Below are 21,499 nucleotides of genomic sequence, written 5' to 3' on the forward strand. Positions count from 1 at the left end.
CTCCGTTAGAAACAGGGAGGAGGGAAATCCCCGTCCGGGAGACTTTATAAGGAGACAATGTTTATCGTGAGACAGTATTTTATTGCCATACTTGTTTGCCTGCCGGCAATTCTTCAGGCGCAGGATGCCGCCAGCCAGAAAGCGGTTGCTACGTTGCCATTCCATCTGTACGACAGGTATATGGTCATCAGTACCACCCTTTCAGGCACTACACCTTCCGGGTTGCCCCCGGACAGCCTTCATTTCATCTTCGACACCGGGGCCGAAGTAACTACGCTGAAACAACAAACTGCCGATCAGCTGGGCTTAGAGGTCAAGGATAACGGAGGACTGAGTGGTACGGACGCCGTGGTGGTAAGGGTGCCAACAGCCACCCTCAATGTATTGTTCCTGGATAAAACCCGCTTACCCTTCGTGAAGGTATACATCGAGCCGCTGGATGAATTCCAGGACCTGAGTATAAAAATAGACGGCATTATCGGGGTGGACCTCCTGAAATCCTTCATTGTGAAGATAGATTACGAAAAACAGGTGTTGCAGCTGTTCCGTTCAAATAAAACGCCGGCCAATACTCCCGGCCAGCGTCTGCCCCTGAGCATGAACTTCAAGACCCCGGTGATAGAGGGCACAATAAACTTACCTGACGGCCAATCACTTAGCAGCCGTTTCCACTTCATTTCCGGAGGGGAATACGGTATTCTGTTCAACTTCCCGTTTGTGGAAAAACACCGGCTCAATACCCGGTTGCCTGTGCTGAGCACGGATATCGTCAAGGATCTTTACAAAGAATTAACTTATACCAATACCAGCCTGCCCAGCCTTGACCTTGGCACCATACACCTGGACCTGGTGGCTGCCAGTTACTGTAAAGATGTGAATGATGCCGGCTCTGTGCATGAAATGGCCGGATCTATCGGGTTCATGGTCTGGAGACAATTCCGTAGTATTACCATCAATTATAGCGGGCGCGAGCTGTTTCTCGAAAAATAAGACCCCGCCTATTCTCCCATTCTTTTAGTTAAATTGCATCTTTCATAAACAGGAAATATGATTCATTACAATAAATTCACCTTAGCCAACGGATTGCGCGTGATTGTGCATGAAGACCATACCACTCCTATGGCAGTGGTAAACGTGATGTACGATGTAGGCGCGCGCGATGAAGATGCCAGCAAGACCGGTTTTGCTCACCTGTTCGAACACCTGATGTTTGGAGGCTCTGTCAATATCCCGGAATATGACGAGCCATTGCAAATGGCCGGCGGCGAAAACAATGCTTTCACCACCAGCGACCTCACCAACTACTATATTCAATTACCTGCTGAAAATATAGAGACTGCCTTCTGGCTGGAAAGTGACCGTATGTTGTCCCTGGCATTCAGCGAAAAGAGCCTGGACGTACAGCGGAAAGTAGTGTGCGAAGAGTTTAAAGAACACTATATCAACAAGCCCTATGGCGATGTATGGCACAAAATGAGAGAACTGGCTTATGCCGTACATCCCTATAAATGGATGACTATCGGCAAGGAACTTTCCCATATTGAGAATGCACGCCTGGAAGATGTGAAGGAGTTCTTTTTCAAATATTACCGTCCTGCCAACGCGATACTGGTAGTAGGGGGCCATGTCACCACTGCACAGGTAAAGGCACTGGCCGAAAAATGGTTTGGCGATATTCCTTCCGGCCAGCGCGTACAACGCAAACTGCCGGTAGAGCCACCACAGACCGCCGCTCACAAACTTGAAGTGAAAGCGAATGTCCCGCTGGATGCATTATACAAATGCTATCATATGCCCGGACGCACAACGAAAGAATATTACGCCATAGACCTGATCTCAGACATCCTGGGGGGTGGCGCTTCTTCCCGTTTGAACCAGGTGCTGGTAAAAGAGAAAAAACTGTTCAGTAATATTGACTGTTATCACTTCGGAACACTGGATGCCGGCCTGCTTACCATTGAAGGTAAGCTCGTCAAAGGCGTGAAAATGAAGGACGCAGAAAAGGCTGTTCAGGAAGAAATAGATAAAATACAGCAAACTGCTATTCCTGAACGGGAATTGCAGAAGGTGAAAAACAGGGTAGAAAGTATGCTGGCCTTTGAAGATATGGGACTGCTTAACCGTGCGAATAACCTGGCATTTTATGAGCTGATCGGAGATGCGGCATTAATGAATGAAGAATTCAGCCACTATGAAGCGGTGACTTCAGCTGATATGCACCGCGAAGCGCAGCATCTTTTTGACGAGAAAAATTCCAATACGATTTACTATTACGCTGGATAACGCTGTCCGCCTGAATTACAGACAGTTCTTCCTTTGTAAATAAATATGATTTAAGATTGATGATAAACCGGAAAATTGCCCCTAAGATAAAAGATGCCACCGAGTTCGATATCACGTTGAAACCTTATGAAAAGGTTACACTGGACAATGGCATCCCAGTATATATCATAAAGTCTGATGAACAGGATACCCTGCAGCTGGAACTTGTGTTCCCGGGCGGCAGCTGGTATGAAACCGAGAACCTGGTAGCTTCCGCAACGAACTTTCTGATGAAGAACGGCAGCAGCAAACATACTGCGCTTGAGATCAATGAAAGTATCGACTATTATGGCGCTTACCTGAACCGTAACAGTCATCATGAATATGCTACTTACACACTGCATTGCCTCACCAAACACTTCGGGGCTTTAGTGCCTGTATTGCAGGAGGTGATCCTGGATCCGGCATTCCCTGAAGAGGAACTGGCTATCTTCCGGCAGAATATGAAGCAGCGCCTGGCGGTGAACCTCCAGAAATGTGACTTTGTTGCCAACCGGCATATTGACAAATATCTCTTTGGAGAATTCCATCCATATGGAAGGGTGAGCAGTATGGACGCCTACGATGCATTGCAGACATCTACGCTCCAGGCCTTCTATAAACAGCATTATACTTACAACAACTGTAAGATCTTCGTAGCCGGCCACTTGCCAGCCAATCTTATTGAGTTGCTGAACCAGGCTTTCGGCAAGGAAAAATGGAACGGAGAAACTTCCATCATCCGGCCAGAAATGACAATACTGGCGGCAGAGGAAAAGAAATTCCGCATCTTCAATGATGAAAATGGCGTACAGGGCGCCGTACGTGTAGCACGTCCCTTCCCGAACCGCTACCATCCCGACTTCCCTAAGATGCTCGTGCTCAACACCATTCTGGGTGGATACTTCGGCTCCCGCCTGATGAGCAACATCCGCGAAGAAAAAGGATATACCTACGGTATTCATTCCCAGTTGTATAATTTCCGGCAAAGCAGTGCCATCAATATTCAGACAGAAGCGGGCAGAGATGTGTGCGAAGCTACAATAGAAGAGATCTACAAGGAATTGCGCACCCTGCAACAGGAACCGGTTCCCGAAGAGGAACTGCACCTGGTCCGCAACTTTATGATCGGCTCCATCCTGGGCGACCTCGATGGCGCCTTTGAAGTAATCCAGCGCTGGAAGAACCTGATCCTGAACGGACTGGATGAAAATTATTTTTACAACAACATTAAGGTCATCAAGACAATTACCGCCGGAGAGCTCCAGGAACTGGCACAGGAATATTTCACTCCTGAAGATTTCTATGAGCTGGTTGTAATCTGATAACGCTTAAAAAACAGATAAAAAAGAAAGGGTTCTGCAATCAGAACCCTTTCTTTTTATTTATACATCACATATTATTATTTTACTATATTTGCGACCCTAATTGTTCAATCCTATGAAACGTTTTATCCTATGCTTGCCATTGTGCATATGCATGAATGTTTTCGCACAAACCAGTAAATCTGCTGTCGACTCTCTGGAGAAGCGTTACCAGCTTTGCCTGGCAGAAGGTAAAAGCCAATATAACTGCGCGCTTCAATATTATACCCAAATGGACAGCCTGCTGAATACAGTGTATCGCCAGCTGTACGATAACCTGGACAACAATCGCCGTGCAACTTTACAGATCTCCCAGACCCAATGGGAAGAAAGGAGACAAACATATTTTAAAGACATTGATCTCCGCGTTGAAAAGAAGCGGCCACAAACGCTGGCTGGTCTCGATGATGATATGATCGTGACCGACAATAAAGCCGCTTTCCTGAAAACACGGGTAATGGAACTTTTGGCAAGCAAACATTCCTGATACTGAAGAAGGAAAGGAATGGTATATAAGGCAACATACACTTAGTATGTTGCCGACGTATATCTTGCAGGAAGCATGCGGGAGATTATACATGATAGCAGCAGGAAAACAAGGGGTGTGAACGGGCAGGCGAAATTAGCCAGGCAATAAGGCAGGTGTTAGTGATGTGTGACCCTGCGTTTGATCATACCGCCCTTCGTATCGTTGATATTGTGTTGCACGATGAAGGCCTTTTCATCTATTTTTTCTATTTCATCAATGATCTTGTGGACTTCCAGGCGGGTCACTACTGTGTAAATGATGTCAATATCCTTATCTACCGCGCCCCGTTTGCCAAAGCCGCTTTGCCCTTTGAACACGGTCACACCTTTCTTTAAAGATAGTGTCAGTGTCTTTCTTATTAGTTCACTTTCGTTGGAGATAATGGTCAATGCTATATATTCTTCAAAACCCTGTATTACAAAGTCAACCGTTTTTGATGCGGAGAGATAAGTGAGCATTGCATACAACGCTGTTTCAACATTGATCAATACTGCGGCAATACTGAATATCACGATGTTGAAATACATGATCACTTCCCCCATAGACAACACTGTTTTCCGGTTAATGTAGAGTGCCAGTACTTCAGTGCCATCCAATACAGCACCTCCTCTTACAGAAAGACCGATACCGCCGCCCAGGAACAATCCGCCAAAAACGGCGATCAATAATTTGTCGCTGGTGATAGTTGGCACCTCAATAAACAGCAATGCGGCGGCGAGCCCAAGGATAGCGCAAAGCGCCTTCACGGTAAAATTGAAAGATAACTGCCTGTATGCCAGCAGGATGAATGGACTATTGATCACGATCAGCAACACAGAGATAGACCAGCCTGTGAGCCGGTTAATAAGGAGGGAGATCCCGGTAACACCGCCATCCAGGAAACCATTTGGCAATAAAAAACCTTTCAGCCCTACTGCGGCCAATAAAACACCTGCGACTATCAGCACGATATCCTGCACATTCTGGATAAATCCAATGCGGGCGCGTGTCTTCCTTGTCTGTGACATATAATTTTACTATAAGCTACATTCTCTCCTGGTGTCTCAACCACCTTTCAGGAATCTCATTATTGCTTGCGGTTACATAATCGCTATAGGTGCAGGGAACGAAGTCTTTTCCTTTACCAGGCAACTGCATCCACCAGCGGCCCGTTTTTTTACTCTTAAGGAATACGGTATCAATATCTGCACAAACAATATTGAACTCATAAAAGGCTTCCCTTTCATTCAACAGAGCCTCCTTGTTCTTTACAGAACAGCCATCCACAAAATACCACAACATTTGCGCAATCTGTCTCGCTGTCAGGAAATCTTTATCTTTTTCCGGACGGTATCCGTAAATGCCATAGGTACTAAGCCTTCCGCTCATACCGGCATAGCGGGAGAGGGCGCAGGCTTCATCACCTCCCAGTCCGTTAGGGGAAAGTGTATTGGCCGGTGCGTCATTATGTTTGATGATGTTGATATCAAGGCTCAACAGGTCTGTGTTCCTCAATACCGGCTCGATCTCTTCCAGATTTTCTCTCACTTTACCTAAGCGGTAGCAATCAAAGCGAAGTTTATCCAGCGTTTCCAACATGCGCGGATGTACGAAATAACTCTGGAATGCAAGGTGGTTGTAATGACGGATATAGTTAGGCTGTTCCGTCAGCATATCCATCAGAAAGCTATCCGCCGGAATAGGGGATTCTTCTTTCAGATCTATCAAAGCATCTGCAACAGTCACTTCGATCACATATTTCTGCGCAGCATACGCTCTGTATTGCGCATAGGTAAGGTCATGCGAGCCGCCGAGGATGATGATGGTCTTGTTTGAGTTGATCAGTTCTGCCAGCACCGTTCTCAAAGCGGCATATGTATCTGCCAGTGAAACGCCTTTACGCAGGTTTCCCATGTCGGCGATCTTTACATCTTTATGCCAGTAAAATAAACTGTAAAATTCTCTTCTTACAATATCCGCTGCATCGGGGCCTTTTTTACCGGGACCATAACCGCGGTCTTCATTCACGCCCAGCAGGATTATATCTGCGATATCGAGATTAGGTGTATATCCTTCTTCATACAGATCTACGATTCCCCCAATCTGGAATTCATCGTATTCCTGATCATCATTCAGACTTGCTTTGGAAATAGGAAGGAGGTAATCATGGAGGAGTGTAAAGTCTGCCATCACAAGTGTTTTTGTTTGCCGGCAAACCTACGAATCAATTGCGAAATATGTTGTTTCGGGAAGAGATGAATTACGGATTAATATTTCTTTTATGCATCAGGATGCCGCATGATCAATTGCTGGTCATGGATAAGCGGCCTTGCTTAGCTGTTAGTTCTTGTGAACAATGAATTCGAATGCTTTATGCTCCTTCCTGGAAAATGCCCGCTGTAGTACAGATCTCTTGCTTGTGACACGGTTTTTGTTGCAATCAGCAACTTCCATAACATTACATAGGTACTCCATGGTCTCCACCATTGTAAGCATATCGCTGATCTGCTTTACTGCATACTGGATCTGTTGTTCGCTATACCGATCTTCATGCAGTAAGATCAATAAATCCCTCTCTACCTGTTTCATTTGAATAATTTGACTGTTCCCTTAAATTTGTTAAAGGTGTTCTCATATAGGAGTAAGCGGCTTGGCGTGTATTCAACAACTGGATGTTACAAGTAGTAATGTTTATCCTTCTTTCTTTCGGGAACTCAACGGCTAAAAAACCGGTACTTAATTTAGTGCATCCGTTTTTTATTCATGGTAGGGCACCCGCAATCGTTCTTCTTCAAAATCTTACAACCCTGACTCATAATGCTTAGGCTACTGCACACTAATAAAATAGTCAGCCATTTTCTTGTTATCATACTCTTAAGTTCTGTTCGCTTTTGATAGATGCCTGTCTGTACGAGAGTTTACCTTTTCTTAACAGTGCGCATTTCTAAATTAAGCTAATTTCGTAAAAATTTCAAATATTTGTCCACAATTTCTACGCGCAAAACGATTCTGATAGTCCCGCTCGACTGGGGATTAGGACATGCCACCCGCGACATCCCGCTTATCCATGAACTATTAAACGCTGGCTGTAAGGTAGTTATTGCAGCAGAGGGCAAACATGCTTCACTTTTACAGCAGGAATTTCCCGAACTGACCATGCTGTCCCTGCCTGGTTACCGTATCCAGTATACACAAAAGGGCTGGCTGTTTGGCTGGAAGATCATTCAGCAGATCCCCAAGATCCTGAATGCTATTAAGTATGAACAACAATGGCTGCAGCAGGTAGTAAAAGAGCACCAGATCGACGCCGTTATTTCAGACAACCGCTTCGGGCTTTATCATAGTACAATCCCTACCGTTTTTATATCTCATCAGCTACTGATCAAAACGCCTTTTGGTGGTATCATCGAAAAGAGCCTGCAGTGGCTGAACTATCGCTATATACGTCGTTATGGCGCCTGCTGGATCCCCGATTACGCAGATGCCAACAACCTCTCGGGTATATTGGGCCATCCTTCCGTATTGCCACCCAATACGACTTATCTGGGTTGCCTCAGCCGCTTTGAAGACCGGCCTGGTACACCACAACAATACGACCTGCTGGTGCTTATATCCGGTCCGGAACCGCAGCGCTCCAACCTGGAAAAGATCGTGCTGGACCAGATCAAGTCCCTGCCTATCAGCGCACTGATCGTCAGCGGTAAACCCGGCACACCGGAAATGCAACAGATCACTCCCCGGGTACAGCAGGTGAACCACCTCAATGCGAAAGACCTCAACGAAGCGCTGCTGGCATCAAAAATGGTATTAAGCCGTTCCGGCTATACCACGTTGATGGACCTGGTGAAGCTGAACAAAAAGGCAATCCTGATCCCAACTCCCGGACAGTCGGAACAGGAATACCTGGGTAAGTTCCTCATGAAGAAGGGCTATTTTTATAATATATCCCAGCATGTATTTAATCTGAAGGAAGCACTGGACGCTGCAGAGAAATTCGAATTCAAATCATTCGAACACGAACAGGATATGGAGCAGTACAAAGGAGTGGTGAGGACGTTTGTGGAAAGCCTCGGCTAACTACTTATCCGCAGCTGCCAGCAATCCTTCTACCGTTTTTTTATCGCTGCCCACGAAGATCTGCTTTCCGACAATTGCCACCGGCCTTTTCAGAAAGGTATATTCCTCCAGGATCAGGTCGCGGTAGTCTTTTTCCGTGAGCTCCTTTTCGTGTAAACCCATAGGGCGGTATTTCTGTGACCGGCGACTGAAAAGCGCCTCATAACTTCCTGCCAGTTTGTGCATTTCATCGAGTTGGGCCGGCGTAATCTTTTCGGTCTTAATGTCCTGCAGTACAAATCCGTTCTCTTTAGCGTTTATTTCCTCCAGGATGCGTTTGCAGGTACTGCAGGTAGATAAATGATATATTTTCTTCATGTTATACACTTTCGACGCAAATATCCGCCGGCGGAAGGAACTTCCAAAATATCGGGCCGTCATTCTCCCGCAAGCGATCTTATCCAGGAGAGATAATCTGCATTTGTTTATGCGTAATTCATCATTCATAATTACTTTTGGCGGATGCAAAAGAAATTGTTTTTACTGGATGCAATGGCGCTCATCTATCGCGCCTATTATGCATTGATCAGAAATCCACGCCTCACCAGCACCGGGAGGAATACCAACGCGCAGTTTGGGTTTACTTCTACCTTGCTGGACCTTATCAATAAAGAAAAACCCACCCATATGGCAGTGGCGTTCGACACGCACGCGCCTACAGAAAGGCATTCCACCTTTGTCGATTATAAGGCTAACCGAATGGATGCTCCGGAAGACATTCTGGACTCCCTCGACGATATCAAACGTATTATCACCGGGTTCAATATTCCCGTCGTAGAGCTGGACGGCTATGAAGCAGATGACGTGATCGGCACCCTTGCCTGGCAGGCAGCAGATGCCGGTTACAGTGTTTACATGGTAACGCCGGATAAAGACTACGGGCAGCTGGTAAGGGAAAATGTTTTCATCTATAAACCGCCCTACATGGGTAACAAGGAAGAGATCCTTGGCCCTAAAGAGGTGTGTGAAAAATGGCAGATCACGGATGTACACCAGGTTATAGATATATTGGGCCTGATGGGAGATGCGGTGGATAACATCCCCGGCATTCCCGGCGTAGGAGAGAAGACCGCCATGAAACTGCTTTCCCAGTACGGCTCTGTAGAAGGAGTGATCGAGAATGCTGACAAGATTGGTGGAAAGATGGCGGAAAAGATCAAAGCCGGCGCAGAAAGCGCTATCCTTTCCAAACAGCTGGCCACCATTATCACCAATGTACCGGTTAGCTTCCATGAGGAAGATTTCTGCATCAAGCCAGCCAATAAGGAGCAATTGTCAGAAGTATTTACTGAACTGGAATTTAAAACCCTCGGGAAACGTATACTCGGAGATGGCTTTGCTACCGCAGCCACTATGGAACCGGCCTCTCCGGCCAAAGCACAGCTGGACCTGTTTGGCAATGAGATCCAGGGCGCCGCGCCGCCTCCTTCTGAGGAAGCCCAGGAAACACCTGTAAGCGTGCTGGTTGCGGAAAAAAACATCAACAATACGCCGCATAACTATCTGCTGGCCGATACGCCGGAAAAAAGGAAGGAACTGCTGGAACTGCTGTTACAACAGCAGGAGGTCTCTTTCGATACGGAAACGACAGGTACTGATGCCAATGCGGTTGAACTGGTCGGTATGAGCTTTTCCGTCAAAGCAGGAGAAGGCTGGTATATACCCGTACCATCAGATAGGGCACAGGCACAGGAAATAGTAGATAGTTTCCGTCCGCTGTTCGACACCACGCATATCCTCTTCATCGGTCAGAATATCAAATACGATATGATCGTGCTGAAATGGTATGGTGTTGAAATAAAGGGCCCTGTCTTCGATACCATGCTGGCCCACTATCTCATAGAGCCGGAAGGCCGCCGTGGAATGGACCTGCTCAGCGCTCAGTACCTGCAATACGAGCCGGTGTCTATCGAGACGCTGATCGGCAAGAAAGGAAAGGGGCAGGGTAATATGCGGGATGTGGAAATCGAAAAGATCAAGGACTATGCAGCAGAAGATGCCGACATTACCCTGCAGCTGAAGGAGAAATTCGCGCCATTACTGCCCTTGAAAGCGGTGGAAAAAGTGTTCTATGAAGTAGAAAATCCGCTGGTGAAAGTGCTGACCGATATGGAATATGAGGGTATTGCCCTCGATATACAGGCACTTTCCGATTACTCGCGCGAGCTCGAAAAAGAGATCAGGCGTGCAGAAGAAAGCGTTTATACACAAGCCGGGGTTCGTTTCAACCTGGCCTCACCGAAACAATTGGGAGAGGTACTGTTTGAAAAACTGATGCTCGATCCTAAAGCCAAAAAGACCAGAACAGGACAGTATGCCACCGGTGAAGATGTGCTGGCGAAATTATCCTCCAAGCATCAGATCGTAGAAGACATCCTGGTATTCCGTGAATTGAGCAAGCTGAAATCAACTTATGTGGATGCGCTTCCGCTGATGCTGAACAAGCGGACCAACCGCGTGCATACCTCCTACAACCAGGCGGTAGCTGTAACCGGGCGTCTCAGTTCCAACAACCCTAACCTGCAGAACATTCCCATCCGTACCGACAGAGGCAGGGAAGTGCGTAGAGCTTTCGTTGCACGGAATGAGGAATATGTATTACTGTCTGCCGATTACTCCCAGATCGAGCTGCGTATTATTGCCGCCATCAGCGAAGATGTACACATGATCGAGGCCTTTCAGCAAGGGCTCGATATTCACGCGGCTACCGCCGCAAAGGTATACGGTGTGGAGCTGACGGACGTAACACCGGAAATGCGGCGTAACGCCAAGAGCGTAAACTTCGGTATCATCTATGGTGTAAGTGCCTTCGGGCTTTCCGAAAACCTGGGCATCGCCAGGGGAGAGGCTAAAACACTGATAGATAACTACTTTGCACAGTATCCGTCCATAAAACAATATATGGACAACCAGATAAAGTCTGCACAACTGAATGGTTATGTAGAAACATTGCTGGGCCGCAAGCGCTGGCTGAAGGATATCAATTCCTCCAATGCCGTAGTCAGGGGCTATGCAGAACGAAATGCCATCAACATGCCGATACAGGGTACCGCTGCCGACATGATCAAACTTGCCATGATCGCCATCCATAAAAGGCTGAAACAGGAAAATCTCCGCTCCCGCATGATCCTGCAGGTGCATGATGAGCTGGTCTTCGATGTGTACAAAGATGAACTGGAACTGATCAAGCCATTAATAGCAGAAGGTATGCGCAACGCCCTGCCACTGGCGGTACCTGTCGAAGTTGAAATAGGTACTGGCATCAACTGGCTGGAAGCGCATTAACGCAACCAGTGCCTTAAATAATTAAAAACCAGGGACTAACGCGCACAAGCATGCATCAATGTGTGCGTTAGTTCCTGGTTTCTTACTGTTTATCCAGCTTCATGGCCGCCTCTTGAAAAGTTCATATCGAATCCCCCCGGTAACTCCATTGCAGCTACTGTTTTTCCCGCCGATAATTGGTGCTTTTTCCCTTGTTCCCCCTATTGTGTTTTCCAAAATCCTTTACTAGTTTTCGCCCATGATCCTGACGCCTCGCCTTCAATTATTACCATGTACCCTGCAGTATTTCGAAGCACTGTTACAGGGAGAAGAGGTATTGGGTGAATTGCTAAACATCCATATCCCCGAATCCTGGACAGAGTTTCCGGAAGTGATACTTGTAGCATACGACAAACTCCGTAATGACCCCTCCATGCTTGGCTGGTTCTTTTACCTGGTGATACACCAGGAAGACAAACGCCTCATGGGCGCCGGAGGTTTTAAAGGCCGCCCCGACCGGGCAGGAACCGTAGAAATAGGGTATGAGATCTCATCTCCCTACCGAGAGCAGGGATATGGCACAGAACTGACACAGGCGCTGGTCCGCTTTGCATTTAACCATTCCTACGTCAACAAGGTGATTGCCCATACGGAAGAAGAATATAATGCTGCCGTGAAAGTGCTTCAAAAATCGGGCATGCACTTCGTAGGGGAAGCCCCTGAACAACTGTGGAGATGGGAGATATCCCGGGAGGAATATCTTGTTCACTGTGTAAAATGATGCTCCTGCTTTCCCCCGGGACCGCAGGTTCCGGTACTGCCGGAAGATTGTTTTAACGGCAGCCTGCAATCTATTGCAACTCCCACTCATCATTCTTTATTCATTAAGAGTGCCTGTTTTAACTTAGATTCGGCCACTATTTTTTTAAATCTCCGAAAAACATCATTACAATGAAGACATGGGCGCTATGCCTTGCCGCTTTTTTTTCCACAGCGGCTATCGCACAAACAACCAATAAGGAAGGCAGTAACTATAAGTTCACTGTTATAAAAAACCTCGACGCAGGTGATGTAGAAAACCAGGGCAATACCGGTACATGCTGGTCCTTCTCCGGACTTTCCTTCTTTCAGGCCGAAGCGCTTCGCATCGGAAAAGGCAAGAATGTTAACCTCAGCGAGATGTATGTAGTTAGAAAAATGTATCCCCTGAAAGCATCTAACTATGTTCGTATGCACGGTAAAGCCAATTTCGGAGAGGGCGGCGGATTTCCTGACGACCTGCTCTGCCTCCGTGAATATGGCCTTGTACCACAAAGCGTATACGACGGCAATCGCGTAAAAACTTACAACCATGCCGAAATGACATCCATCCTGGAAGGAATGGTGAAGAAGATCGGTGCTACCGAATCTACCATCAACCCTAACTGGAGCAAAGCTTTTGATGGTGTATTGAACGCCTATATCGGAGATGCCCCTGAAAAATTTGAGTATAACGGCAAGAGCTATACCCCCAAAACTTTCGTCAAGGAACTGGGATTGGATGCGGATGATTACGTGTTTATCACCTCTTTCACTCACCATCCTTACTATCAACAGTTTGTACTGGAAGTCCCCGACAACTGGAACTGGGATAAAATGTACAATGTTCCTCTCAATGACCTCACAGCCATCACAGAGAATGCTATCCAGAATGGCTATACTGTTGCCTGGGCTTCTGACGTAAGCGAGAAAGGCTTCAATTTCGGACAGGGCCTGGCTATCGTTCCCGACGTTGCAAGCCTTACACCTGATCAGCTAAGCAAAGCCTTCACTGAACCGGTACAGGAATTAACCATCACTCCCGAGCTTCGTCAGCAGGCTTTTGATAATTACGAAACACAGGACGATCATGGTATGCACATCGTTGGTATGGCGAAAGACCAGAACGGAAAAGTTTTCTTCCGTGTGAAGAATTCCTGGGGAACTGCTAATCCCGGCAACGGCTATTTCTATGCTTCCGAACCTTTCTTTGCGTACAAAACGACCAGCATTATGCTGAACAAAAAAGCAATTCCGGCGGACATTGCGAAGAAGTTAGGGATCAAACAGTCTTAATTATCTCTCTATTTCATAGTGTGCGGCTGTCTCGTTTGAGACAGCCGTTCTTGTTTTCAGATGAGTGTTCCATAAAGTCTAGAGCGTACATCTTTTTTGGCGTTGGGGATACCGCGCGGTTTCAGGCTGGGATTACTGCCCATAATTTCGCGCCGCGAAACATTTTTAACCTTCAGAATTGAGTTTGTTCCATAAGTCAAAAGCGTACATCTTTTTAGGGTGGGGGATACTGCGCAGTTTCAGGCTGGGATCACTGGCTATAATTCTTTGAAGCTGCGCAAGATGAAGCATCGGGAATCGTATTTAGCTTTGGATTTTCTATTAAACCCCCATTAAGCGTACCGGCCGGCTTCAAATAATTAAGGCCAGTGATTCCCACCTGAAAACCCGTCGTATCCCTACACCAAAACATATTTGACAAAGTCAATCATCACAGCATGACGCGGCCCATTTCGATGCGGAAATGATGAGAATAAAAGCCTCACCTGGAAACAAAAAACGGGAAATACCAGATTCCAAAAAAGGAGCGATTTTCCGCTCCAATATTTATTTGACAAAGGCAATTAATTTAATTGACTACGTCATTTATATTTAACCAAACTCAATACTACGGCACCTTAGAAAGAACATCACCACTTACCTTCCAGCCGTTGCGCCTCCTGGTAACTCCCCAATCGCACCTTCACCGGCAACTGCGTCTGCTTCTCCCAATTCCACTCCTTTTTACAGAAAAAACCGAAATGTTGCTGGTAGTAATCATTTGGCGCAAATGGTGCTTTTGCCCCCGGCATCTCCTTGTTATCCGCAACCTGGAAAGAGGATAAATAAACCGGCGCAAGGACCTTCTTTGGAGCCGCCATCCACAAGTTACTTGACTTAGTCAAAGGATAAAGCGGCGCTACTGCAATCCTGCTCTGGGCAGATAAATGCGACAGGCAAGTAAATGTAAGCAATCCTGCTATGGACAACAGTTTCTTCATAATCAACTCATTTATACGAGGGCCTCCCAGCTGCCGGCGCCTTCTCTGATCAGCTCCGGTTCGTCGCCGGTACAATCTACGACAGTAGAAAAGGTGAGCCCACCAATTCCACCATCCACTACGATATCCACAATTTTACCAAACTTCTCATGAATGATCTCCGGGTCTGTGTATTCCTCTACGTATTGCTCTATCGGAAGGGAGGTACTCATTACAGGATTACCCAACTCTTTCACGATGGCCCTGCATATATTATTGTCCGGAACACGGATACCAACAGTATCTTTCTTTGCCTTTAACATGCGCGGCACCGCCCGGCTGGCAGGGAGGATGAATGTGTAAGGACCCGGTAAGGCCTTTTTCAGCATGCGGAAAGTTGGCGTATCCACACTCTTGGCATAGTCTGACAGATGGCTCAGGTCATAACAGATAAAGGAAAACTGGGCTTTCGCCGGGTTAATATGTTTGATCTGGCAGATCTTTTCTACAGCCTTATGCTGACAGATATCACAGCCCATACCATACACGGTATCGGTAGGATAGATGATCACACCGCCGTCTTTCAAACATTCCACAATCGTTTTTAAGTGACGTGGGTTCGGATTGTCCGGATGTAAGGTTAAGAGCATATGTACAAATTTACGAAAGTACTTCCGGATGCTGTCCCAATTTCCAGGCCAACGCATTTTCCACATTAAATAATCTTACTATCTTTCCAGCCAATTTGCAAAACCGATCTGGATGAATTTAAAAGGGATTGTTCCGAGAACCTGGAGAAGGCTGAAGAAGATTGCACTCATTCTATTCATTGCTCAATTTGTTTACATCATCATATTAAAATGGGTCAATCCACCGATCACCCTTACCATGATATCCTCCTGGTTTAGCCTCATTGGAACAGATAAGCATTTCCATAAAACCTGGGCAGACTATGATGAGATCTCTCAACATGCCAAGCTGGCAGTACTAGCCAGTGAGGACCAGCTCTTCCCTGATCATAACGGATTTGATTTTAAATCCATCGAGAAGGCGATGAAGCACAACCAGAAAAGTAAAAAGATCCGTGGCGCCAGTACCATCAGTCAGCAAGTGGCAAAAAATGTATTCCTCTGGCAGGGACGCAGCTGGGTGCGTAAAGGGCTGGAGGTCTATTTTACTTTCATGATCGAAAAGATATGGGGCAAAGAACGGATACTTGAAATGTATCTGAATGTGGCACAGACAGGCGATGGCATTTTCGGAGTGGAAGCTGCTGCACAGCAATATTACCACAAAAGTGCGGCCAGCCTCAATCGCGAACAGGCTGCCATGATCGCTGCCTGTCTGCCGAATCCTATAAAATATACCGTAACGCCGCCGGCGCGTATCACTTCTTACCGCCAGCGAAAAATCTTACAGCAGATGCGGTTTATCGCTCCGGATCCGGACATCGCTGAACTGGTGAGCAGTAAATAATATCAGCTTATTGTTTTTCCAGCAGTTTATCCACAGCTGTTACCGCCAACAATTTCCTTTCTTCAAAATTGCCTTTGATCTCCACCCAGGGTACACCTGACGCGGCAACAAGGTCTCTATAGATATTGTAAAAATACTCCCGCATGGCAGGATCAGGATATTCCCGCTGCGGATCTTCCTCCCAGGGAATGTCGATATAGGTTAACAGGTACAGATCATAGGGGCGCTTAGCTATCTGCGCTAAGATATGAGGGTCGCATGTCCCATACTTATACTCACTCCATACCTTGATAACATGCAGGTCTGTATCGCAGATCAACAGCCTGTTGGCGGCCGCTGCCAGATCATCTTCCAATGCCAGTTGTCCTTCTGCAATGGTGAGCAGGTCGTGTTGTTCATAGGACCGGGGCAACGCTTCCAGGTACTGGCGTGCATACTCCGGCACCCATACCGTTTGATAATGTGCCGCCAGCTGCTCACTCAACGTACTCTTTCCGGTAGACTCCGGCCCTATAACAACTACTTTCAACATATATTATAATTACTTTGCCATTCCCGCAGTGTGTTGTTCCCGCCAGATCCTTCTCCAGCTGAAATAGCCCAACACAGCAACAATGAACAGGAATATTGTCAATATTGCCGTTGGCAACAAGTGTTTGTGAAACAATAAGGGGATCGCGACAAGGTTAGACACATTGAGCACCAGCCAGTTCTCTATCTTTCGCTTCGCCAGCAGCCACATACCGCCGCAGGCCGTAGCAGATACAAATGCATCTATTAATGGTACGTCAGAGTTGGAATAATTACTGAGCAGGTATGCAAAAACGCCCCAGCCGATTACGGTTATCGACACCGTAACGATCCATTCCCGGCGATTGGCCCATTCCACCGGCGTTTCCGGTTCGCTGCCCGCTTTTTTGGCCCAGTGATACCAGCCATATACGCTCATCACAAAATAGTAAACATTCAGGGTGGCTTCCGCATACAGGCGGAACTGCTCCCTTGACAGGAGATATGCATAGATACCTGTGCTCACCAATCCCGTCGGATACAACCAGATGCTGTTCTGTTTACTGCAGATCACACTGATGGCGCCAAACAGGGCCGCCACTATTTCCAGCCAGCTCATTGCCCGTATTCCTTCCTGTAATCCCTGATATAGTGCGTCAAAATTCATGTCCTAAAGTTATGCCCCTTATTTTTCCCCTATTAAACAGCCCGAAACGTTCCAGGCGCTGAAGCTATTTCCTTCGCGCTCTCCCAGTGGGATCGCCACCTTAAAGGTATGTTCTCCCGGTGTGAGATCGGGTAGGGGAATAGTGATCGGTTCTGTCACTCCTCCCGGACACCAGTTAGACCGGCTCAGATCTGAAGATGCCAGACCATTCACAAAATTGGCTGTTGCCGGGTTTGACAAACGGAAGTTGCTGCAGTCTGTACGCCATGGAATAAAATGATATACCCTTTTTCCATCTACGAAGATCTCGTTCAGCTTCTGATTGAACTCATCTCCACCTCCCCAGCCACCATGGCCGGTTGCAGTATAACGTAAGCGGAGGTTCTTTAATCCTTCCGGTATGTTCACAGTAACGGTTAGCGAATCCTTTCCGAACATGGTACCATATTCCTGTTCCGCCATTTCCATGAGGTTGGTGGTATTAAAGACAGGCATTATCCAATGCTCCTCCTTTGTTCCTTTCTGGTCGCTGTCTGCAGGGTAGTATTTCAGACGAAGGCTTACCTTATGGCCGCCCTTGTCATAGTTACCAATGTACATGCCCAACCATACTTCTCCCTGTAAGCGCGGTAGTAATTCCGTAATATCCTGGCGATAGACGGCGGAATCAGCCCATTGGTAGCCTTTTATTTTCACCTTCTCATTATAATAATTGATACCGAAGGGAGTGAAAAAACGCATCAGCTCCATGGTGGGCAGATAGTTATCTGTCGCTACCACTCCACGATACTTCTCATGATATACAGGCAGTTCCTTTACTCCCTTTTTCAAACCGTCCAGGAAAGATGTCTTTTTATCTACGGGTACCATAAATACCGAACCCGTACGGTCGTAGGAGTCGCCGTTGGAATACTCCGCAACTTCTGCAAACAACGTCACTTCGGTCGTCTTTGGCAACTTTACTTTCTTAAGGATAACGGTTCCTCCGGCATAGTGGTAAGTGACGTTTTCCTGCTCATCTGCCGGGTCATTGAATTTATTTCCCCAGCTGATCTGCTCCTGGTTAAAGACATGCAGGGTCGTGAACCGGTTCTCGATAACCTGTCGCAGGTAGGTGGCATCGTCTACCATCGATCCCATGGTAACCGGCCATTTTAGTTCTTCGTCTTTAATATCACGCAGGTCTACTTTTGTTGCGATGTATTCGGAGGTGCCATTACGCAATGTTCTCAGTATCAGGCCCAGCCCCGGAGCAAAGTTCAGCACCGGCGTTCCTTTCATTGGCAGGGCATCGGTATACCAGATCTCAATAGTATTGGAGCGGACCTTTACTTTCGCCTTCTTGCAGGCATACCCCAGCACAGTATCGATACCCGGCAACAGCTCGGGCTGGTCATAATTGCTGAATGGCTTTTTGAATGTCAGCAGTTCCCCTTCTTTGTTGGTGATCATCTGGTAGGTGGCCTTTCCTTTGTTGTCGAGGAACTGCCGTTCTTTCTGTGCAACAGCATCCAGCGGCTGGTAGCTGGCCCTGTTCCCCTGGATGATCAGTTTCAGATTTCCTTCAGGGACGTCCTTGCCATTATATCGAAAGCCGTAGGTGATCTCGGCCCCTGGCTTTTCTTTCCCTGATTGTGCCTGTATTCCCCCTGTTATCAATAGGGCGATCCACAGCAATGAGTGTTTTTTCATAAGTATAAAATGTTTCCGAATAAGGGCTAAAGATATACCAGGGGACAATAAAAAAGCACAGTCAAAAGACTGCGCTCTTTTTTTAACACTATCATTCTCTCAACTATGGCTTATTCTGCTTCTGCCACCACTTCCTTCACTTCAGGGATCATACGCTTCATCATGCCTTCAATGCCGGCTTTCAGCGTGATCATGGAAGATGGGCAACCTGAACAGGAACCCTGCAACATCAACGTCACAGTACCGTCGTCGTAATCTTTGAATTGAATTGCTCCGCCATCCATCTCTACTGCCGGTTTCACGTAGTTCTCAAGTAATTCCTTGATACGTTTTACCACATCAGTGTCATCTGCACTTACTTCATTGCTGGCGGCAGCTTTAGTCACCACTATTTCCTCTTCGTTGATAACGGGACGGTTGTCTTCCAGATATTCCTTCAGGAAGGCTTTTATAGTAGGTATAATATCGTTCCAGTCAGTGTCCGGGGTCTTTGTCAGCGTAATGAAATTAGCCATAACAAAAACACCCCTTATGAACGGGAAGCTGAACAGCTCGACTGCCAGGGGAGACGGCTTAGCGCTGGCCTCATCCGGGAAATCGATGTGCTTACCTGGATACAACAGCTTGTTAGCCACAAACTTCATTGTTTCCGGGTTCGGCGTCATTTCCGTATATATGCTGATAATAGGATTGCCTGTTTTAATCATGGTACTCTAAACTTTTTGATGCAACAAAGGTAGCAACTTTCGTCCACATACCCAGTGGAATCAGCCGCTTTCCATATCGAATTTTACAATGGGGATATAGAGATTTTTTAACTCACATGTTTTTTTTATCTTGTTTATCCCCATTCCGGCACCGTTTGTGATGCATTATCAACTTCATGGCCGGCAGTCTGTTACTCCGGGTTGCTTAAATGAATGGTTTTGTTATTTTCGCAGTTTTTCAGGTCTTAACCTACATCTAGATGGTCAAGTATTTATTGGGAGTTGCGCTAATGCTTACCGGTGTTTTTAACCAGGTAAAAGCACAATTGCCACCCAAGAGGGAATTTCGTGCAGTATGGATTGCCACGGTGGAAAATATTGACTGGCCTTCCAGGAAAGGATTGCCGGTTGAAATACAGAAACAGGAATTTATTAACCTCCTCGATAAGCAACAACGTAACGGCATGAACGCCGTTATTGTTCAGATCCGTCCGGTTGCTGACGCCTTTTATGATTCTCCTTTCGAGCCATGGTCTGAATACCTGAGCGGTGTACAGGGACAGGCGCCCAATCCTTATTATGATCCTCTCCGCTTTATGCTGGAAGAGACCCATAAACGGGGCATGGAATTCCATGCCTGGTTCAACCCTTACCGCGCCGCTATCAGCACAGGCAGAAATAATGTCACGGCCAACCACATTACCCGCATGCGGCCGCAGTGGTTCGTTAATTTTGACGGAAAAAAATATTTCGATCCCGGTATTCCGGAAGTACGTGAATACGTCACCCAGATCATCCGGGACGTTGTACGTCGCTATGACATTGACGCCGTACACTTCGATGATTATTTCTATCCATACCCTGTGTCCGGTAAGGACTTCCCCGACTTTAACTCCTATCGCCAGTATGGCCGTAACATGCAGAAAGATGACTGGCGCCGCTGGAATGTAGATACCATTATCCAGATGGTGAGCAAAATGATCAAGGAGGAAAAGCCATGGGTGAAGTTCGGGATCAGTCCCTTCGGCATCTGGCGGAATAAAAATAAGGACCAGGATGGTTCCTATACTACAGGACTTGCCAATTATGACGACCTGTACGCGGATGTACGCAAATGGCTGAAGAACGGGTGGATTGACTACGTAGCTCCTCAGCTATACTGGGAACGTGGGCACCGCGCAGCCAACTATGAGTTACTACTTAACTGGTGGGCGCAGCACGGCTATGGCCGCAATGTATATATAGGCCATGGAGCATACCGCCTCCGCAGTAATGCCGCCTGGAGCGTTCCGACAGAGCTGCCCATACAAATCACAGAGGCCAGGACGCTTAACACTATCCAGGGCAGCGCGTTTTACAGCGCTAAATCATTCAATGGCAACCCTTTAGGACTGGAAGACACCCTGCGAAATTATTTTTACCGCTATCCCGCGCTACGGCCGGCAATGCCCTGGATAAACCTGCCCGCACCATTACCTCCTTATTTTATAGACGCTTTTGAAAGAGCTGATGGTCTGCACCTTCATTGGGCTGATGACGATACATCAGGCCGCACAAAACAATACGTATTATACCGTTTCAACGCCAGTGAATCTATTAATCTCAATGACCCTACCAAGATCCTGGCCATCATACAACAGATGCCAGATCCGCAGTTCATAGATTATTCCTATGTAAAGGGAAACCTTTACACGTATGTAGTTACGGCATTGAACCGCCTGCAAACTGAGAGCCTGGCAAGTGATCCCTTATACATGAGGAAAAACGGAAGGAAGACTTTATTTATGTTCGATCCTGAACCGGCCAGCAGGTATTAGTGACATACCGGGTTTAAAGAAACG

20 protein-coding genes are annotated in these 21,499 nt (G+C 46.9%); 10 read left to right on the top strand and 10 right to left on the bottom strand.

Annotated elements, in window-relative coordinates; all coding sequences use genetic code 11:
- Positions 1–57 precede the first annotated feature (57 nt).
- From MYF79_RS03525 to MYF79_RS03540, 4 genes are all read left to right on the top strand, one after another.
- Positions 58–990 carry a retropepsin-like aspartic protease gene (locus MYF79_RS03525; protein ID WP_247812582.1) on the top strand — a complete coding sequence of 311 codons (933 nt, stop codon included), beginning with the start codon at positions 58–60 and terminating at the stop codon, positions 988–990.
- Positions 991–1,047: 57 nt separating this feature from the next.
- Complete coding sequence (locus MYF79_RS03530; RefSeq protein ID WP_247812583.1) at positions 1,048–2,283, top strand: M16 family metallopeptidase; 1,236 nt, start codon at positions 1,048–1,050, stop codon at positions 2,281–2,283.
- A gap of 59 nt (positions 2,284–2,342) precedes the next feature.
- On the top strand, positions 2,343–3,626 hold the full coding sequence (locus MYF79_RS03535; RefSeq protein WP_247812584.1) for a M16 family metallopeptidase: 1,284 nt from the start codon (positions 2,343–2,345) through the stop codon (positions 3,624–3,626).
- 115 nt (positions 3,627–3,741) lie between these two features.
- Positions 3,742–4,152 carry a lysozyme inhibitor LprI family protein gene (locus MYF79_RS03540; protein WP_247812585.1) on the top strand — a complete coding sequence of 137 codons (411 nt, stop codon included), beginning with the start codon at positions 3,742–3,744 and terminating at the stop codon, positions 4,150–4,152.
- A gap of 158 nt (positions 4,153–4,310) precedes the next feature.
- On the opposite strand, the gene MYF79_RS03545 is transcribed toward MYF79_RS03540, so the two are convergent.
- From MYF79_RS03545 to MYF79_RS03555, 3 genes are all read right to left on the bottom strand, one after another.
- Positions 4,311–5,201, bottom strand: coding sequence for a YitT family protein (locus tag MYF79_RS03545; protein ID WP_247812586.1), 891 nt, complete (start codon positions 5,199–5,201; stop codon positions 4,311–4,313).
- 16 nt (positions 5,202–5,217) lie between these two features.
- The gene (locus MYF79_RS03550; protein ID WP_247812587.1) at positions 5,218–6,363 is read right to left on the bottom strand and encodes a formimidoylglutamase; all 1,146 of its coding nucleotides are present in this window, start codon (positions 6,361–6,363) and stop codon (positions 5,218–5,220) included.
- 150 nt (positions 6,364–6,513) lie between these two features.
- A complete protein-coding gene (locus tag MYF79_RS03555; RefSeq protein ID WP_089829456.1) occupies positions 6,514–6,762 on the bottom strand; it encodes a hypothetical protein in 249 nt (82 codons plus the stop codon).
- A 390-nt stretch (positions 6,763–7,152) separates the two neighbouring features.
- On the opposite strand from MYF79_RS03555, the gene MYF79_RS03560 reads away from it, so the two are divergent.
- Entirely contained in the window at positions 7,153–8,250 is a 1,098-nt protein-coding gene (locus MYF79_RS03560; RefSeq protein ID WP_247812588.1) for a glycosyltransferase, read from the top strand.
- On the opposite strand, the gene MYF79_RS03565 is transcribed toward MYF79_RS03560, so the two are convergent.
- Positions 8,251–8,607, bottom strand: a complete 357-nt coding sequence (locus MYF79_RS03565) for an arsenate reductase family protein (RefSeq protein ID WP_247812589.1) — start codon at positions 8,605–8,607, stop codon at positions 8,251–8,253.
- A 144-nt stretch (positions 8,608–8,751) separates the two neighbouring features.
- Between MYF79_RS03565 and polA the strand changes: the two genes are divergently transcribed.
- The 3 genes from polA to MYF79_RS03580 all read left to right on the top strand — a co-directional run bounded on the left by polA (position 8,752) and on the right by MYF79_RS03580 (position 13,647).
- The gene (polA, locus tag MYF79_RS03570) at positions 8,752–11,574 is read left to right on the top strand and encodes a DNA polymerase I (protein WP_247812590.1); all 2,823 of its coding nucleotides are present in this window, start codon (positions 8,752–8,754) and stop codon (positions 11,572–11,574) included.
- A 238-nt stretch (positions 11,575–11,812) separates the two neighbouring features.
- Entirely contained in the window at positions 11,813–12,334 is a 522-nt protein-coding gene (locus tag MYF79_RS03575; protein ID WP_247812591.1) for a GNAT family N-acetyltransferase, read from the top strand.
- 170 nt (positions 12,335–12,504) lie between these two features.
- Positions 12,505–13,647 carry an aminopeptidase C gene (locus MYF79_RS03580; RefSeq protein WP_247812592.1) on the top strand — a complete coding sequence of 381 codons (1,143 nt, stop codon included), beginning with the start codon at positions 12,505–12,507 and terminating at the stop codon, positions 13,645–13,647.
- 629 nt (positions 13,648–14,276) lie between these two features.
- On the opposite strand, the gene MYF79_RS03585 is transcribed toward MYF79_RS03580, so the two are convergent.
- Both MYF79_RS03585 and MYF79_RS03590 read right to left on the bottom strand, forming a co-directional pair.
- A complete protein-coding gene (locus MYF79_RS03585) occupies positions 14,277–14,627 on the bottom strand; it encodes a hypothetical protein (RefSeq protein WP_247812593.1) in 351 nt (116 codons plus the stop codon).
- An 11-nt stretch (positions 14,628–14,638) separates the two neighbouring features.
- Complete coding sequence (locus tag MYF79_RS03590; protein ID WP_247812594.1) at positions 14,639–15,256, bottom strand: L-threonylcarbamoyladenylate synthase; 618 nt, start codon at positions 15,254–15,256, stop codon at positions 14,639–14,641.
- A 112-nt stretch (positions 15,257–15,368) separates the two neighbouring features.
- Between MYF79_RS03590 and mtgA the strand changes: the two genes are divergently transcribed.
- Positions 15,369–16,082, top strand: coding sequence for a monofunctional biosynthetic peptidoglycan transglycosylase (mtgA, locus tag MYF79_RS03595; RefSeq protein ID WP_247812595.1), 714 nt, complete (start codon positions 15,369–15,371; stop codon positions 16,080–16,082).
- 7 nt (positions 16,083–16,089) lie between these two features.
- Here the strand turns inward: mtgA and MYF79_RS03600 are convergent, their stop codons facing one another.
- The 4 genes from MYF79_RS03600 to MYF79_RS03615 form a co-directional block, all read right to left on the bottom strand.
- A complete protein-coding gene (locus MYF79_RS03600) occupies positions 16,090–16,614 on the bottom strand; it encodes an AAA family ATPase (protein WP_247812596.1) in 525 nt (174 codons plus the stop codon).
- 9 nt (positions 16,615–16,623) lie between these two features.
- A complete protein-coding gene (pnuC, locus tag MYF79_RS03605) occupies positions 16,624–17,259 on the bottom strand; it encodes a nicotinamide riboside transporter PnuC (protein ID WP_247812597.1) in 636 nt (211 codons plus the stop codon).
- Positions 17,260–17,277: 18 nt separating this feature from the next.
- Positions 17,278–18,951 (bottom strand): PNGase F N-terminal domain-containing protein, encoded by a 1,674-nt coding sequence (locus MYF79_RS03610; RefSeq protein ID WP_247812598.1) that lies wholly within the window; start codon positions 18,949–18,951, stop codon positions 17,278–17,280.
- A 110-nt stretch (positions 18,952–19,061) separates the two neighbouring features.
- Positions 19,062–19,658, bottom strand: a complete 597-nt coding sequence (locus tag MYF79_RS03615; RefSeq protein WP_199654377.1) for a NifU family protein — start codon at positions 19,656–19,658, stop codon at positions 19,062–19,064.
- 260 nt (positions 19,659–19,918) lie between these two features.
- Between MYF79_RS03615 and MYF79_RS03620 the strand changes: the two genes are divergently transcribed.
- Positions 19,919–21,475 (top strand): glycoside hydrolase family 10 protein, encoded by a 1,557-nt coding sequence (locus MYF79_RS03620; RefSeq protein WP_247812599.1) that lies wholly within the window; start codon positions 19,919–19,921, stop codon positions 21,473–21,475.
- The last annotated feature ends 24 nt before the right edge of the window (positions 21,476–21,499 follow it).

The sequence above is a fragment of the Chitinophaga filiformis genome (assembly GCF_023100805.1).
In the GTDB taxonomy this organism is placed as follows: domain Bacteria; phylum Bacteroidota; class Bacteroidia; order Chitinophagales; family Chitinophagaceae; genus Chitinophaga; species Chitinophaga filiformis_B.

Excerpts from the sequence above, each read along its gene's own strand:
- MYF79_RS03620 (WP_247812599.1), top strand. The coding sequence starts at position 19,919 with ATGGTCAAGTATTTATTGGGAGTTGCGCTAATGCTTACCGGTGTTTTT.
- MYF79_RS03590 (WP_247812594.1), bottom strand. The coding sequence starts at position 15,256 with ATGCTCTTAACCTTACATCCGGACAATCCGAACCCACGTCACTTAAAA.
- MYF79_RS03580 (WP_247812592.1), top strand. The coding sequence starts at position 12,505 with ATGAAGACATGGGCGCTATGCCTTGCCGCTTTTTTTTCCACAGCGGCT.
- MYF79_RS03600 (WP_247812596.1), bottom strand. The coding sequence starts at position 16,614 with ATGTTGAAAGTAGTTGTTATAGGGCCGGAGTCTACCGGAAAGAGTACG.
- MYF79_RS03555 (WP_089829456.1), bottom strand. The coding sequence starts at position 6,762 with ATGAAACAGGTAGAGAGGGATTTATTGATCTTACTGCATGAAGATCGG.
- MYF79_RS03615 (WP_199654377.1), bottom strand. The coding sequence starts at position 19,658 with ATGATTAAAACAGGCAATCCTATTATCAGCATATATACGGAAATGACG.
- MYF79_RS03610 (WP_247812598.1), bottom strand. The coding sequence starts at position 18,951 with ATGAAAAAACACTCATTGCTGTGGATCGCCCTATTGATAACAGGGGGA.
- MYF79_RS03550 (WP_247812587.1), bottom strand. The coding sequence starts at position 6,363 with ATGGCAGACTTTACACTCCTCCATGATTACCTCCTTCCTATTTCCAAA.
- MYF79_RS03545 (WP_247812586.1), bottom strand. The coding sequence starts at position 5,201 with ATGTCACAGACAAGGAAGACACGCGCCCGCATTGGATTTATCCAGAAT.
- MYF79_RS03535 (WP_247812584.1), top strand. The coding sequence starts at position 2,343 with ATGATAAACCGGAAAATTGCCCCTAAGATAAAAGATGCCACCGAGTTC.
- MYF79_RS03565 (WP_247812589.1), bottom strand. The coding sequence starts at position 8,607 with ATGAAGAAAATATATCATTTATCTACCTGCAGTACCTGCAAACGCATC.
- mtgA (WP_247812595.1), top strand. The coding sequence starts at position 15,369 with ATGAATTTAAAAGGGATTGTTCCGAGAACCTGGAGAAGGCTGAAGAAG.
- MYF79_RS03540 (WP_247812585.1), top strand. The coding sequence starts at position 3,742 with ATGAAACGTTTTATCCTATGCTTGCCATTGTGCATATGCATGAATGTT.
- MYF79_RS03585 (WP_247812593.1), bottom strand. The coding sequence starts at position 14,627 with ATGAAGAAACTGTTGTCCATAGCAGGATTGCTTACATTTACTTGCCTG.
- MYF79_RS03575 (WP_247812591.1), top strand. The coding sequence starts at position 11,813 with ATGATCCTGACGCCTCGCCTTCAATTATTACCATGTACCCTGCAGTAT.
- MYF79_RS03525 (WP_247812582.1), top strand. The coding sequence starts at position 58 with ATGTTTATCGTGAGACAGTATTTTATTGCCATACTTGTTTGCCTGCCG.
- pnuC (WP_247812597.1), bottom strand. The coding sequence starts at position 17,259 with ATGAATTTTGACGCACTATATCAGGGATTACAGGAAGGAATACGGGCA.
- polA (WP_247812590.1), top strand. The coding sequence starts at position 8,752 with ATGCAAAAGAAATTGTTTTTACTGGATGCAATGGCGCTCATCTATCGC.
- MYF79_RS03530 (WP_247812583.1), top strand. The coding sequence starts at position 1,048 with ATGATTCATTACAATAAATTCACCTTAGCCAACGGATTGCGCGTGATT.